Origin of the sequence: Vibrio sp. 10N.222.54.A3 (assembly GCF_041474095.1) — a bacterium.
Classification (GTDB): Bacteria; Pseudomonadota; Gammaproteobacteria; order Enterobacterales; family Vibrionaceae; genus Vibrio; species Vibrio crassostreae_C.
In genome coordinates, this window is the sequence record NZ_JBFRTN010000042.1 from 46,544 (window position 1) to 61,515 (window position 14,972).

9 protein-coding genes, 1 pseudogene and 1 riboswitch are annotated in these 14,972 nt (G+C 46.4%); of the genes and pseudogenes, 9 read left to right on the forward strand and 1 reads right to left on the reverse strand.

Features of this window, described 5'->3' with window-relative positions; translation table 11 throughout:
* The first annotated feature begins 172 nt into the window (after window positions 1-172).
* The 9 genes and pseudogenes from AB4507_RS10135 to AB4507_RS10175 all read left to right on the forward strand — a co-directional run bounded on the left by AB4507_RS10135 (window position 173) and on the right by AB4507_RS10175 (window position 10,638).
* Window positions 173-1,069: a LysR family transcriptional regulator gene (locus AB4507_RS10135; RefSeq protein WP_372103798.1), complete on the forward strand. Its 897-nt coding sequence runs from the start codon at window positions 173-175 to the stop codon at window positions 1,067-1,069.
* Between the two features lie 88 nt (window positions 1,070-1,157).
* Window positions 1,158-1,451, forward strand: a complete 294-nt coding sequence (locus tag AB4507_RS10140) for a YebG family protein (protein WP_008223840.1) — start codon at window positions 1,158-1,160, stop codon at window positions 1,449-1,451.
* Between the two features lie 155 nt (window positions 1,452-1,606).
* Window positions 1,607-1,691: riboswitch (Fluoride riboswitch) on the forward strand.
* Between the two features lie 194 nt (window positions 1,692-1,885).
* Window positions 1,886-2,578, forward strand: coding sequence for an iron-sulfur cluster assembly scaffold protein (locus AB4507_RS10145; RefSeq protein WP_372182600.1), 693 nt, complete (start codon window positions 1,886-1,888; stop codon window positions 2,576-2,578).
* 23 nt (window positions 2,579-2,601) lie between these two features.
* On the forward strand, window positions 2,602-3,591 hold the full coding sequence (locus tag AB4507_RS10150; protein WP_372128798.1) for a GGGtGRT protein: 990 nt from the start codon (window positions 2,602-2,604) through the stop codon (window positions 3,589-3,591).
* A 197-nt stretch (window positions 3,592-3,788) separates the two neighbouring features.
* Window positions 3,789-3,932 (forward strand): annotated as a pseudogene (locus AB4507_RS10155) (MarC family protein); the annotation flags it as partial.
* 258 nt (window positions 3,933-4,190) lie between these two features.
* Complete coding sequence (gene dapD / locus AB4507_RS10160; protein ID WP_017059885.1) at window positions 4,191-5,222, forward strand: 2,3,4,5-tetrahydropyridine-2,6-dicarboxylate N-succinyltransferase; 1,032 nt, start codon at window positions 4,191-4,193, stop codon at window positions 5,220-5,222.
* A 517-nt stretch (window positions 5,223-5,739) separates the two neighbouring features.
* Window positions 5,740-6,090, forward strand: coding sequence for an EF-hand domain-containing protein (locus AB4507_RS10165; RefSeq protein WP_017059884.1), 351 nt, complete (start codon window positions 5,740-5,742; stop codon window positions 6,088-6,090).
* A 124-nt stretch (window positions 6,091-6,214) separates the two neighbouring features.
* Entirely contained in the window at window positions 6,215-7,537 is a 1,323-nt protein-coding gene (locus AB4507_RS10170) for an efflux RND transporter periplasmic adaptor subunit (protein ID WP_372182601.1), read from the forward strand.
* Window positions 7,534-10,638, forward strand: a complete 3,105-nt coding sequence (locus AB4507_RS10175) for an efflux RND transporter permease subunit (protein WP_017063782.1) — start codon at window positions 7,534-7,536, stop codon at window positions 10,636-10,638. Before AB4507_RS10170 ends, AB4507_RS10175 begins: the two co-directional genes overlap by 4 nt.
* A 390-nt stretch (window positions 10,639-11,028) precedes the next feature.
* Here the strand turns inward: AB4507_RS10175 and purL are convergent, their stop codons facing one another.
* On the reverse strand, window positions 11,029-14,937 hold the full coding sequence (gene purL / locus AB4507_RS10180; protein ID WP_372182603.1) for a phosphoribosylformylglycinamidine synthase: 3,909 nt from the start codon (window positions 14,935-14,937) through the stop codon (window positions 11,029-11,031).
* Window positions 14,938-14,972 lie beyond the last annotated feature (35 nt).

Sequence of the window (14,972 nt, forward strand, 5' to 3'; positions counted from 1 at the left end):
TTGAATCATGTCAGCCTCTCTTAAACCTAATTCACTAAACTTGTGAACTCATCAGCTTGTTGAAGCCATAATACGCTTGCGCTTCGTTAAACAATATCCAATTATATATAACAAGTGTTCATCAATACTGAACAGAATCCATTTTCACCAGCAGAGTAAAACTAGGAATCTGATGGCTAATATTTCAATAAAACAGCTCAAAGTGTTCGTCACTATTACTCAGCACTCGACATTGACTGCTGCCTCTGAGGCTCTGTTTCTGTCTAAAGCTGCGGTCAGCATGGCACTAGGCGAAATGGAGAAACAACTCGGCCACTCTCTATTTGACCGGGTCAACAACCGATTAATTCTCAACCAAGAGGGACATAAGTTACTTCCATTGGCGGATGAAATATTACATCGTGCTGCTGGTATTGATGTTTTGTTCCGTGATGATCAGCCTTTAAGTGGCAATCTAAAGGTCGGCGCGAGTGACACGATTGGTAATCAGGTCGCACCGTTTATTTTGTCAGGCTTTCGCGAACGAACTCAACATCAGGATCAAAGCTTGTTCATTTCAAACAGTGCACTGATCTGCCAAAAGTTGGTGGATTATGAACTGGATATCGCGCTAATTGAAGGAAAAACATTACACCCTGAACTCATTTCGAGTCAGTTTAGCAGCGATGAAATGTGCATTATTGTTAGTAATCAACATCCTCTCGTTGCCAAAGAAAAAGTGATTTTAAGCGATTTAGAAGACAGCCATTGGATTTTACGTGAATCAGGCTCAGGGACTCGCGAGTTTTTCCTTCGTGCCGTCGCACCGCGCATCGAACATTGGTATGAATCTTTTGAACTCAACACCACAGAAGCAATCATCAACTCTGTTTCTGCCGGTCTTGGCTTTGCCTGTTTGTCTCGTTTAGCTGCTCAGCGAGCGATCGATTCAGGCCGAGTAAAAGCGCTTAATGTGCCACTTGATATGAAACGCCGATTCTGGATGCTGGTCCATAAAGACAAATATCAAAGCCCACTGCTGAAATCTTTCATGAGTTATTGTGAAGACTGGGCTACACATCAAGATTGAGGCCGCATTGTTAGGGCTCCAACTGGACTTTTAACATCAGAAACTGTATAAAAAGCCAGTAAAATTTATCAAACTTAGAGGATTAACCATGGCTGTTATCGTCAAGTACGTGGTGGAACGCAACGGAGAAGAGAAAATGACTTTTACCTCTAAAGCCGAAGCTGACGCATACGACAAAATGCTGGATATGGCTGATGAGCTTTTTGAACTGTTAGGCAAAAGCGATTTAGTTGAAGATGAAGGCAAGCAAGAAGAACTTGCAATGTACCTAGCGAAGAACAAAGAAGAAGTTCTTTACGCATTAGGTGCTAAGCGTAAGCCAGCTCCGAAAAAAGCTAAGAAGCTTGAAGCTGTTGAAGACGCAGAAGAAGATGCAGCTTAACTAGCTGATACCTTTCTAAAAAACGTCAATGACGCCTCTAATCAGAGTTCGTTATTGGCGTTTTTTTATACTTATCGAAATATAATGAAGCTTGTTTATAGTCGAAATCGCTCTAAACATTCGCTTGCATGAAAGTGTGAGGAAGATCTAATCTATAGCCATCAGGTGATGGGGTTCCACCTAAGCTTTTGCTTCAACCGCCCGTTCTTTCCGAACAGTGCTAATGACTCCTACAGAATCGAAAACAGGTAATACTGTTGGACGTATCGCTATTCCTCCATTTTGAAATGGACTTAGTCTATTAAGACCAAGTTCCATGACACCTTTGGATTATCGATACTCAAGATCTGTAGTGAATTAGCCGCACCTCTTCCAACACGTCCTGTTTTCTCAACGCCCTAGGCCTTAAATGGCTCTATAAGTGAGAAAACATTATGCACTACTCTTCAGAAATTCAATCAATGTGCCCTATTCAAAGGGGTGATCTTCACAATTCAGCTCCAATTCCAGTTGAAGGCGCAATGGTTAGCCCAAAAGATGTCATCGCTATTTCTGGCTTAAGCCACGGTGTTGGCACTTGTGCACCACAACAAGGTGCTGCAAAACTGACTCTTAACGTAAAAAACGGCATCATCGAAGAAGCCCTAATCGAAACGATTGGTTGTTCAGGCATGACTCAATCAGCCGCGATGGCAGCCGAAATCCTCACCGGAAGAACCATTCTTGAAGCCCTAAATACTGACTTAGTGTGTGACGCTATTAACGTAGCCATGCGTGAAATCTTCCTGCAGTTTGTTTACGGTCGAACTCAATCAGCTTTCTCTGAAGGCGGTCTAGAAATTGGCGCTGCATTAGAAGACTTAGGTCAAACACAGCGCAGCCAAGTGGGTACCAGTTACTCAACCGCTGCAAAAGGCGTACGTTACCTAGAGCTTGCAGAAGGTTACGTAACCAAACTTGCACTTGATGATCACAGCGAAGTGATTGGCTACGAATATCTCAACCTCGGAAAAATGATGAAGGCGATTAACCAAGGCGTGCCAGCGAATGAAGCGGCCGACCTTGCGACAGGGACCTATGGCCGCTTCGATGAAGCCGTTGCCACCATTAACCCACGCCAACAGTAATTTTGCCAATTTAGAGGAAAGATATGATGAACACTCAATTTAATGAATCAGTAACTCGCGTATTGGCAGAAATGAACTTCGACTCTTTAGAGCAAGCAAACCAATACTGTTTATCACACAATGTCGATCCAAAAGCATTAGTGATGGACACTCAACCTATCGCATTTGAAAGCGCAGCTGACGCTTACACTCTTGGTGCAGCATTGGCTCTGTTCCGTAAAGCCACCAGCGCAGAACAAGCCGCTAATATTATTGGTGAAGGTCTTCAAGCATTCACCAAACCTGGCAGTGTTGCTGAACAACGCCAAGTTGGTATTGGACATGGCGCGCTAGCCGCTCGTCTTCTCAATGAAGAAAGTCACTGCTTCGCCTTCCTTGCGGGTCACGAATCTTTTGCTGCAGCAGAAGGTGCGATCAAAATCGCACTAAACGTCAACAAATCACGTCAAAACCCATTGAAAGTGATCTTAAATGGCCTAGGTAAAGATGCCGCTTATCTTATCTCACGCATCAACGGCTTCACTTACGTGCGCACTCAATACGATTACCAAACAGGTGAACTTGTTGAAACAGAACGTCGCCGTTTCTCACAAGGCCCTCGCGGCGACATCTTGTGTTACGGCGCTGATGATGTTCGTGAAGGTGTGGCTATCATGCACAGAGAAGAGGTGGATGTGAGTATTACGGGTAACTCAACCAACCCTACTCGCTTCCAACACCCAGTAGCGGGTATCTACAAAGCAGAACGCACTCGCCAAGGTTTGCCATACTTCTCAGTTGCTTCAGGCGGCGGTACAGGTCGAACATTGCACCCAGATAACGTAGCAGCAGGCCCAGCGTCTTACGGCATGACCGATACCATGGGCAGAATGCACGCTGATGCTCAGTTCGCAGGTAGCTCTTCAGTTCCTGCTCACGTGGCGATGATGGGCTTCATCGGCATGGGCAACAACCCAATGGTCGGAGCGACGGTTGCATTGGCTGTGGCAGTGAGTGAATCTCAACACGCATAACGACAAAGTGAGTCCCACAATCTGCCTGTTATGTAGAGTCTGTTAGTTGAGAATCAAGCAATAACGGACGACTAAAACTCTACACCTATCACTAAAACCAAACAGCCAGCCTTATGCTGGCTGTTTTTTATTCACACTTGCTCTACTATCTATTTCTAATAATTATTTGTATCTAAGATTAAATACATTCTGCTGTCGTATTTGGCGAGCGCTTCGTTAAAGCCGTTGGACCAAGCGCACTGAACGTGATTACTCGAATGATGGGGTTGATACTCGCGGTAATCGGTATGCAGATGTTGATTGAAGGGATTGAGCAAGCTTATAAGGCACTGTTTATCTAAAGAGGGGATTCACAGGAGAATGTTGATTAACGCACCAATCAATTTGTGTTGATCTGCAGTGTTTTCTCATTGCAGAAAACTATCTCTCAAAAGACAAGCAATATCATTTTACAGACTTTATCCCGATACGCCCTTTCATAACGAGGGCGCTCTCTTTATGATGAACGCAATTAAATTAACTTTGCTAACGGCAGCGCTTGTTATTCGAGCCGTTGTTTTGGAATAGCAAAATCAAGACTCAACACATGGAGATTCAACATGGCTTATTTTTCACTAGCCTTCGGTACGGCAACCAAAAATCGCGACAATAAAATCATTGAAGCGTTCTTCCCTAACCCGCTTCTAAACCCAAGCGACGCTCTTGTAGCAGCTGTAGCTGAAGTGTCAGGTTACGCTGAAGGCAACCAAGCTATCGAAATCTCTGCTGCACAAAGCGCAGAACTGGCGAAAGCATTCGCAGCAAACGATGATGCAGCTAACGCATCTTTCGCAGAAAAAGCGGCAGCGTCTGAACAGCCACTTGTTCTTGTTGTTCTTGCTACTGACGAGAAGCCAGCATCAGTTGCTGAAGGCTTCCTAAAGCTACAACTTATCTCTAACCGCCTAGTACAACCACACGGTACGGTACTGGACGGCATCTTCGGTCTACTGCACAACATCGCATGGACAAACGAAGGCCCTATCGACCTACCTGAGCTGGCTGAGCGTCAAATCGAAGCTCGCCTTGCAGGTCGTGCTCTGTCTGTAGATTGCGTAGACAAGTTCCCTAAAATGGTGGACTACGTAGTACCAACAGGTATTCGTATTGCTGACACTTCTCGTGTTCGTCTTGGCGCACACGTAGGCGAAGGCACAACAGTAATGCACGAAGGTTTCATCAACTTCAATGCTGGTACAACTGGCGTGAGCATGGTTGAAGGTCGTATCTCTGCGGGTGTTGTTGTAGGTAACGGTTCAGACATCGGCGGCGGCGCTTCTATCATGGGTACTCTGTCTGGTGGCGGTACGATGGTTATCTCTATCGGCGAAAACTGCCTACTAGGCGCAAACGCTGGTCTTGGCTTCCCTATGGGCGACCGTTGTACGGTTGAGTCTGGTCTTTACGTGACTGCGGGTACTAAGGTTCGCATGTTAGATAAAGAAGGCAACGAAGTAGAGATCATTAAAGCTCGCGATCTTGCTGGCGTGTCTGATCTTCTGTTCCGTCGCAACTCAATCACAGGCCAAATCGAGTGCCTAGCGAACAAGTCTGCGGTTGAGCTAAACAGCGAGCTGCACAGCAACAACTAATCTAAGCACTAGATGCTAGATGCTAGATGCTAGATGCTAGAAAATAATAAGCCGCTGGGGTTCAATCCAGCGGCTTTTTTGTATGTTCTGGGAATCATTATTGCCCCATCACCAGTCAGAGTTAACAGAATGTTAACATGTATTTGCCCTACTAAAAGTAATCCCTTGTCTGTTGGATATTTGCAAGGCAAACTGCTGGGCAAAAGTTCGAAAACACTCTGAATGTCTAAAAATCGCCATATTTTTCGAAACTAGGGATTTTATATCATTGGCTTTTCGGTTTCGGTGGCTGAAAGTTTGGGATAATTTGAAAACCATTTGGACATAGCTATGCCTGTACTCTTACCAGAGTACTAGCGGCAGAAGTTTCATAATTTCTGTTGCGCTGCGCTTACAAACCGATAAGAACATAAATCGATATCTACTTAGCCATCTTTACATACCTTTACATCACATGACGTTATCTTACTTACATTAGTATATTCTTAAGTAGTGAAACAAAGAGAAGGAAAACGTCATGAAAATCAAAAGCACGATAATCGCGTTACTCGGTATCGTTATTGCCTTCGGAGCAATGGCTGGTGGAATGAATAAAGGCATGAATAACAATATGTCACGCCCAGTATTTTCACAGTTTGATCTCGATGGTGATGGCAAGATAACCGAAGCCGAGTTCAATCAAGCACGCTCAGAACGTATTGCCCAGCGAGCAGAAGAGGGACGTACGTTGAAAAATATCAATCAAAGCCACAGTTTTGCTTCGTTAGATAGCAACGCGGATCGCGCTATCTCTCAACAAGAGTTTAATGCTCATCAAGGCATGGTGAACCCCAAAAATACCATGGGCAAAGGCAAAAACAATCAGTAGCTCAATTCAATCAGGCCTCCATTTGTGAGGCCTGACTTATTTTGAGATCAAGGAAGCAAATCCGCTTATGTTGGTGTGCTACCTTTTGATTAAGGAAAAGCTAATATATAGTAAGGGAATCGCTATGACTAGGTATAGCTGGTTACAAAGGGCTCTGTTTGTTCCTCCTGTTTTGTTGGGCATCGCGTTATTGGTGATCGCACCAGGGATGAAGGCTGAACCGCCTAATGCGAGTAATACGGCTGCTAAAAAGGTGGTTCGGGTGTTGAAAGTCGAGCCGCGAAATATCCAACCTTCTGCCATCGGATATGGACATACCGAGTCTGTTCAAGACTGGCAGGCACAGTCTGAACTTGACGGCGCGGTTGTGTGGGTTTCTGAGCAATACAAAACGGGCGCTATTATCCGCAAAGACAGCGAACTCCTTAGAATTGACCCCACCGCTTATCAACTTACTATTGCCCGTTTGCAAGCTGAGCTTGAAGTGCTAATGCTAACGAATCAGACCATTATCGATTCGCTCAAGATTGCAGAGAAAGAGTTTGAGGTACAACAGTCAGAATATGCCCGCTCAATCAAATTGAGTGAAACCGGGCATATCTCCAAAACAGAGAAAGACCGCGCGACCAAAGACTTGCTCAGCAGCCAGCAACAGCTCCAGACACAGAAAAACCAACTGGCAATTAATCAAGCGCAGCAAAAGGTTTTGCAAACGGAACTAGCACTTGCAAACCGAGATCTCGAACAAACCGTAATTAAAGCCCCATTTGATATTCGCATTGTCGAAACCTTGGTTGGACTCGCCGAGTATGTCAACAAGGGGGAATTGCTGCTCAAAGCGGATGACATCGATGCCGTTGAGGTTCGCGCGCAGTTTCCGCTTGGTAAAATGCGTCCGCTAAGAAATTCCAATCGCTTTGACTCGCTTGACGAAGATGTTCATAGCAACTTGAGCGCGACAGTCGAGCTCCAAGCAGGCGATAAAGTAATTACTTGGCCTGCCGAGATCAGCCGCTCCGGCGGTGAAATCGATGCTCAGACTCAAAGCCAAAGCCTGGTTGCACAAGTAAATCAGCCCTATCAGCAAGCCATTCCCGGGGAGAAGCCACCACTTATTCGTGGGACTTTAGTTAAAGTCACGATTAAAGCACCAATGATGGAGCAACAAGTCTTGCTACCGATAAACGCCATCCATGATGGTAAAGTTTACACTGTCTCTGAAGGTAAACTGAAAAGCAAACCTGTCAGGATAGATTTCGTCCAAGGGCAGGTTGCGGTGATCAAATCTGGCGTGGAATTCGGTGATGTGGTTGTGCTAAGTAAACTTTCACCCGCCGTTGAGGGGATGGCTTTACAACCGCAACCGGATGAGAAAATCGGCCTTTGGTTGGATACGCAGAGCGGATTTAAAGCCCTAAACGCGATTCAGAAAGAGGGCAAATTATGATCGCTTTTTTTGCTCGGCACACCACTGGCGCCAATGTCCTGATGATGGCGGTACTGCTGTTAGGGGCTTTTGCCTTGCCCAAACTGCAGAAAGACACTTTTCCGTTGACGCCGACCAAAAATATTGAGGTTCGGATCGTTTATCCGGGCGCGTCACCTTTTGAGATGATGGAAGAAGTGTGTTACCCGTTGGAAGATTCTCTCGATAAGCTGAGTGGAATTAAAGAGTTAAGCTGTGATGCCCGAGAGAGTTTGGTCATCGCCAATGTGGAAATCGGCGATGATGAAGACATTGACACTTTAACCAGCGATATTCAACAGCAGGTTAACGCCATCAGTGATTTTCCGGATCGAGTTGAGCAGATCACGGTGTCGAAACTGGACCGAGTGGCAACGGTGGCCAGTGTCGCGATTACCGGCAATATGTCAGATAGGGACTTATATCTCTATGCCCAACAAATTAAGCACAAGTTAAAAGAGAGCCCATTGATCGCTCAGGTGACCGTGAGCGGTTTTGCGGATCAAGAAATAGAAATTCGCGTATCGCAGTGGAAGTTGCAGCAGTACGGCCTGAGTGTGTCCGACTTGTCCAATCTAGTACAACAGCAAAGTATCAGCACTCCTGCTGGCGTATTTAGTAATGACTTGGAAGAGATCAGCGTCCGCTTCGACCACTTAGGCAGCAACGTCAGAGACTTCGAAAATATCGTGATTAAATCCAGTGAGACGGGGACTCAGGTTCGCCTCGGTGATGTTGCCGTTATTCAGCAGAAGTTCACTAGCGATGAAAATCAAATCCTGTTCAATGGTCAGCGTGCCGCTTTGCTTCAGGTGTCCAAAACGCAATTTCAAGATACCTTAACGGTCAAAGATGCGATCGTCAGCATCGTTGAAAAAGAACAGGCGAGAGCCCCTGAAGGCGTCGCTTTAACCATCACCCAAGATTCCAGCACCAATATTATTGAGCGTCTGAGAATCCTCACCAGCAATGGCGCACAGGGATTAGCACTGGCATTTTTGATGTTGTGGGCGTTTTTTAATATTCGCTTTAGCTTTTGGGTCACCATGGGGCTGCCGGTTTCATTCCTTGGCGCCATTTTTGCGATACAACTTCTCGGTTATACCCTGAATATGATGACGCTGGTCGGGCTGATTGTCGCGATTGGTCTGCTAATGGACGACTCGTTGATCATTGCAGAAAACATCGCTGCCAAGAGGCAACAAGGGCTACCCGCGTTTGACGCTGCAGTTGAAGGTACCAAACAAGTCTTCCCAGGTGTGATTGCATCGTTTGCTACCACCATCATGGTGATAGGGCCGCTGATGTTTCTCACAGGCAAGATGGGCGAAGTACTACGCTATATTCCCATCGTGTTATTGATTACCTTGCTTGTTAGTCTGATAGAAGCTTTCTTGATCTTGCCGTCTCATTTGGCACATAGCCATACTGAATCTCGCTCTAATCCTATACGGGACAAGTTCATTGCCGGTTTTGAAAACATCAGAGACAGATTCTTTGTGCCAGTGAGTGTCAAGGCGATGAATGCACCTTATCTTTCAGTAGGGATATTGGTGATGGTGGTGATGATTTCAACCGCTTCCATTTCGTCAGGTTGGCTGAAATTCAAAGCCATGCCTGCCTTGGAAAGTGATGTGCTGCAGGCGCGTATCTTGCTCCCTCAAGGCAGTTTACTGAGCCAGACAGAGGCGGTGGTGGAGAAGGTTTCAAACGCGCTTGATGAACTCAACCAAGAATACGCAGAGAAATACCCAAGCTCAAAACCTTTGGTCGCGAGCACCACGATCATGTTCAACTCAAATGCTGATGCTAATGAGTCGGGGCCGCATATGGCAACCGTCAGTGCCGATCTATTGCCAGCGCAATTTAGGCAGCAGAGCATTAAAGATCTGATCCAAGATTGGAAACAAAAAGTAGGCCCTACGGCGGATGTGGTTTCACTCAAGTTTACCGATAAAGAACGGGGCATTGCTGGCAATGGCATTGATATTCGGGTTCAGGGTGAGTCGTTACAAGAGCTCAATCAAGTCAGCCGCTCGCTGGTGAAATGGTTGAAGGGATTTGACGGTGTCTATAACCTCTCCACCGATCTGCGTGAGGGCAGAACCGAATTTCACGTTAACCTTAAAGATGAAGCTGGCGTGATGGGAGTTAATGCTTCCAACATTGCTCAAACGCTGCGCAGCGCGGTAAAAGGCAGTACTGATCTGACGGTTTTCCAACAAGGCGAGCTGGTGGATATTAGTGTGAGACTGGATGAGTTTACGCACCAAGCTAGCCTGTATGAGTTGAATAACTTGATGGTGACGGCAGGCAATGGAACCCTAGTTCCATTATCAAGTGTTGCGACGTTTGACAGAAAACAAGCCTTCTCGCGAATTCACCGCATTAATGGGATGAACACTGTGGTTGTGCAAGGCAATATCGATACGCGGGTTGCCAATGCGCGTGAAATCATGCTGCAGTTCAATAGCGAATTTGTCTCGCAAACTCAACACAAATTCCCAGACATCACCTTCACCTCGCAAGGTCAGGATAAAGAAAGCTCAGATACGGGCTCCTCGCTGGCGACCTTCTTTGCTCTTGGCGTGGTGGGGATTTATCTTATTTTAGTGTTCCTGTTACAAAGCTACACTCAACCGATTGCTGTGCTGCTGGCAATCCCTATGGGCTGGATTGGTGTGGTATGGGGGCACTTGGGCATGGGGTTCGATTTGACTATTCCAAGCTTGGTTGGCTTTGCTACCTTAGCGGGTATCGTCGTTAACGATAACATTCTGTTGGTCAATTTTATTAAGAAGAATATCGCCCAAGGCGAGCGCTTGATAGACGCTTGTCGAGAGGCGGTACGTGACCGATTTAGAGCGATATTTATCACCTCGTTAACCACATTTGCAGGATTGCTTCCACTGTTAACCGAAACCAGTACGCAAGCGCAATTTCTGATCCCGTTAATTGCCAGTATTGCGTTTGGCTTAGTCTCGGCTACGTTACTAGCGTCAATTGTTGTGCCTTGCGTGCTGCTTATTTTGGACGATTTAAAGCTGACCAAATGGGCAGAAGGTGCTCAATCTTCCCTTTGAGGCCCTTGGGAGTGCATGCTGAACCATGTCATTTAGCCCGGCATGAAAATGGTAGTTTGCGTAGAATTTATTTGGCGATTAAACCCTATCACTGACTGCTGTTTTTTTGCGTACAAAAAACAATAGGGTCAGGTCTTGTCTTTTGCTCTTTGGTGGCAGTTTTTCTATCAGGTTTAGTTATTTGTCATACCTGAAGTTATTAGTCATTTGCTAATGTTTGATTTTCCAAAACTCATTTCTGTCCAAAAGTTTGTTATACACACATCCACTATACGGTGATCCCTACACCACACTCACCACCAAAAAAAGCGCAGACCTTTCGATCTGCGCTTTTAACTTTTTAGCTTTTAGTTAATCCAATCTAGATTAACGCAGCATGTAGGTAAGTGATTAACCCACATTCTTACGTGCGTTTTGGAACATACGCATCCAAGCACCATTCTCGCCCCAACCTTCTGGAGACCAAGAGTTAGCAACCGTACGGAATACACGCTCTGGGTGAGGCATCATGATAGTCACACGGCCATCCGTCGTTGTTAAACCAGTGATAGCATTTGGCGAACCGTTCGGGTTATTCGGGTATTGCTGCGTTTGGTTACCGTTGTTATCAACGTAACGTAGAGCAACCGTACCTGAGTTTTCAATCGCGTTTAGGTGGTCGTTGTCACGCACTTCTACGCGGCCTTCACCGTGAGAAACAGCGATTGGCATACGAGAACCTTCCATGCCGTTGAAGAATACAGAATCAGACTTCTGAACTTCAACGAGGCTGAAACGAGCTTCAAAACGCTCAGATTCGTTACGAACGAAACGTGGCCAGTACTCAGCTCCAGGGATAAGTTCACGCAGGTTCGACAACATCTGACAACCGTTACACACACCTAGAGAGAAAGTATCTTCACGCTTGAAGAAGTTTTCAAATTGGTCACGAGTAGAGTCGTTAAATAGAACCGACTTAGCCCAACCTTCACCAGCGCCCAGTACATCACCGTAAGAGAAGCCACCACATGCCACAAGGCCGTTGTACTCTTCTAGAACCGCTTGACCCGTTAGGATGTCGCTCATGTGAATATCAGTCGCTTCGAAGCCTGCGCGGTCAAATGCTGCTGCCATTTCAACGTGAGAGTTAACACCTTGCTCACGTAGAATTGCCATCTTAGGTTTAGCACCTAGGTTAATATAAGGCGCTGCAATATCTTCGTTTACATCAAAGCTTAGGCTAACGTTTAGACCAGGGTCTGAGTTGTCTTTCTTCGCTTCATGTTCTTGATCTGCACAGATTGGGTTATCACGTAGACCTTGCATCTTGTGCGTCGTCTCAGCCCAGATAGTACGTAGTTCAGTACGGTTACGCTGGATTACAACGTCTGCGCCTGACTTAATCACTACTTCATCTGATGCTTCCCCTTCACCAACAACGCTGCCAATCACATGAGAACATGCTTCTAGGCCGTTTGCTGCAAGAGTAGAAAGTACTGCGTCTAGATCGTCGTTACGAACTTGGATTACCGCACCTAGCTCTTCGTTGAAGAGTGCTGCTAGCGTATCTTCGCCTAGCGCTTCAATGTTCGCGTTAACACCACAGTGACCTGCGAACGCCATTTCAGCTAGCGTTACGAATAGACCGCCATCGCCTTTATCGTGGTAAGCCACAACTTGGTCGTTAGCAACAAGTGCCTGAACACCTTCGTAGAAACCTTTTAGCTGTGCTGCGTTGTCTACGTCTGCTGGCTTATCACCAAGCTGCTTGTAAACTTGCGCTAGTGCCGTTGCACCCATACGGTTTTTGCCGTTACCTAAGTCGATAAGAACTAGGCTTGTATTACCCTTGTCAGTGCGAAGCTGAGGCGTAATCGTCTTACGAACATCTTCAACACGTGCGAACGCAGTGATAACAAGAGATAGCGGAGACGTTACTTCTTTCTGCTCGCCATTCTCTTCCCATTTAGTCTTCATCGACATTGAGTCTTTACCCACTGGGATAGTTAGACCCAGAGCTGGACATAGTTCTTCACCAACCGCTTTAACCGCTTCGTAAAGACCTGCATCTTCACCTGGGTGACCTGCTGGAGACATCCAGTTAGCCGACAGTTTAATGTGTTTGATATCGCCGATGTTGGTCGCTGCGATGTTAGTAATTGCTTCACCAACCGCTAGACGAGCCGATGCGCCGAAGTCTAGAAGTGCCACTGGCGTGCGCTCACCAAGAGACATAGCCTCACCGTGGTAAGAGTCGTAGCTTGCCGCTGTTACTGCGCAGTTAGCAACAGGAACCTGCCATGGACCAACCATTTGGTCACGAGCTACAAGGCCTGTTACCGAGCGGTCACCGATGGTGATAAGGAATGTTTTCTCAGCGACTGTTGGCAAGCGAAGAACACGGTCAACCGCTTCGTTCATCTCGATGCCAGAACGGTCAATCGCAGGGTTGTTAGCTTTTAGCGTTTTCGCGTCACGGTGCATCTTAGGTGTTTTACCTAATAGGATGTCCATTGGCATGTCGATTGGCGTGTTGTCGAAGTGTGAATCTTCTAATTTCAGATCACGTTCTTCAGTTGCTTTACCAACCACTGCGTACGGTGCACGTTCACGCTTACAAATCGCGTCGAACGTTGCCATGTCTTTATCAGCAACCGCCATTACATAACGCTCTTGAGATTCGTTACACCAGATCTCAAGTGGGCTCATGCCCGGCTCATCGTTTGGCACGTCACGTAGATTAAAGATACCGCCACGCTCGCCATCGTCGACTAGCTCAGGAAGAGCATTCGAGATACCGCCCGCGCCCACATCGTGGATAAATGCGATTGGGTTCGCATCACCAAGCTGCCAACAACGGTCGATAACTTCCTGACAACGACGCTCCATCTCTGGGTTTTCACGTTGTACAGAAGCGAAATCAAGATCTTCAGAAGAAGAACCAGAATCCATTGAAGATGCCGCACCGCCGCCAAGGCCGATGTTCATCGCAGGACCACCTAGAACGATTAGGCTTGCACCTACCGGGATCTCTTTCTTCTGAACGTGCTCATCACGGATGTTGCCAAGACCACCAGCTAGCATGATTGGTTTGTGGTAACCACGCACTTCTTCACCTGCGTGAGAGTTTACTTTCTCTTCGTAAGTACGGAAGTAGCCAAGTAGGTTTGGACGACCAAATTCGTTGTTGAATGCCGCGCCACCAAGAGGACCTTCAAGCATGATATCCAGAGCAGTAACGATACGGCTTGGCTTACCAAAGTCAGTTTCCCAAGGTTGAACGAAGTTCGGGATCTTAAGGTTAGATACAGAGAAAGCAACAAGACCCGCTTTTGGCTTACCACCAATACCGGTTGCGCCTTCATCACGGATTTCACCGCCTGAACCTGTCGATGCGCCTGGCCACGGTGAGATTGCCGTTGGGTGGTTGTGCGTTTCAACTTTCATCAAGATGTGTGTTTTTTCTTGGTGGTAGCTGTACTGGCGAGTTTCTGGATCTGGGAAGAAACGACCAACTTCAGAACCTGTCATTACCGCTGCGTTATCTTTATAAGCAGACAGAACATGTTCTGGTGTCGTTTCAAAGGTGTTCTTAATCATCTTGAACAATGATTTTTCTTGCTTAACGCCATCGATAGTCCAATCAGCGTTAAAGATCTTATGACGACAGTGCTCTGAGTTCGCTTGTGCAAACATCATTAGCTCGATGTCCGTCGGGTTACGACCTAGCTTCTCAGTGAAGCTTTCAAGAAGGTAATCAATCTCATCTTCTGCAAGTGCAAGACCTAGGGTAACGTTTGCTTTTTCAAGCGCTTTACGTCCACCAGTTAGTAGGTCAACTTCCGCATAAGGAGCAGGCTCAGCAACGGTAAATAGTGCCGCCGCTGATTCGAAGTCAGTGAAAACCACTTCCATCATACGGTCGTGCAGGATTGCTTTCAGCTCAACAAGTTGAAGTTCAGAAAGTTCAGCAGAGGTTTCAATGTAGAAAGCAGTACCGCGCTCTAGACGTGACACTTTAGCCAGTCCGCAGTTGTGTGCGATATCTGTTGATTTTGAAGACCAAGGCGAGATAGTGCCTGGGCGTGGCGTTGCAAGCAGCAGTAAACCTTCAGGTTCATGCTCTTCAATCGTTGGACCGTAAGTCAGTAGCTTTTCTAGCTTCTCAACTTCAGACTCATCTAGGTCTGCCGTTAGATCAGCAAAGTGGGCAAACTCAGCGTAAATACCTGTTACAGGTAAGCTTAATTCACGACAAAGCTCTAAAAGCTTGTTAACACGAAACTCAGATAGAGCTGGGGAGCCACGCAAAATTCTCATGTGCTTACGTCTCTTATGCAGTTGATTAAGGTAGT

Coding starts and splice junctions, on each gene's coding strand:
- AB4507_RS10135 (WP_372103798.1), top strand. CDS start 173: ATGGCTAATATTTCAATAAAACAGCTCAAAGTGTTCGTCACTATTACT.
- AB4507_RS10140 (WP_008223840.1), top strand. CDS start 1,158: ATGGCTGTTATCGTCAAGTACGTGGTGGAACGCAACGGAGAAGAGAAA.
- AB4507_RS10145 (WP_372182600.1), top strand. CDS start 1,886: ATGCACTACTCTTCAGAAATTCAATCAATGTGCCCTATTCAAAGGGGT.
- AB4507_RS10150 (WP_372128798.1), top strand. CDS start 2,602: ATGATGAACACTCAATTTAATGAATCAGTAACTCGCGTATTGGCAGAA.
- dapD (WP_017059885.1), top strand. CDS start 4,191: ATGGCTTATTTTTCACTAGCCTTCGGTACGGCAACCAAAAATCGCGAC.
- AB4507_RS10165 (WP_017059884.1), top strand. CDS start 5,740: ATGAAAATCAAAAGCACGATAATCGCGTTACTCGGTATCGTTATTGCC.
- AB4507_RS10170 (WP_372182601.1), top strand. CDS start 6,215: ATGACTAGGTATAGCTGGTTACAAAGGGCTCTGTTTGTTCCTCCTGTT.
- AB4507_RS10175 (WP_017063782.1), top strand. CDS start 7,534: ATGATCGCTTTTTTTGCTCGGCACACCACTGGCGCCAATGTCCTGATG.
- purL (WP_372182603.1), bottom strand. CDS start 14,937: ATGAGAATTTTGCGTGGCTCCCCAGCTCTATCTGAGTTTCGTGTTAAC.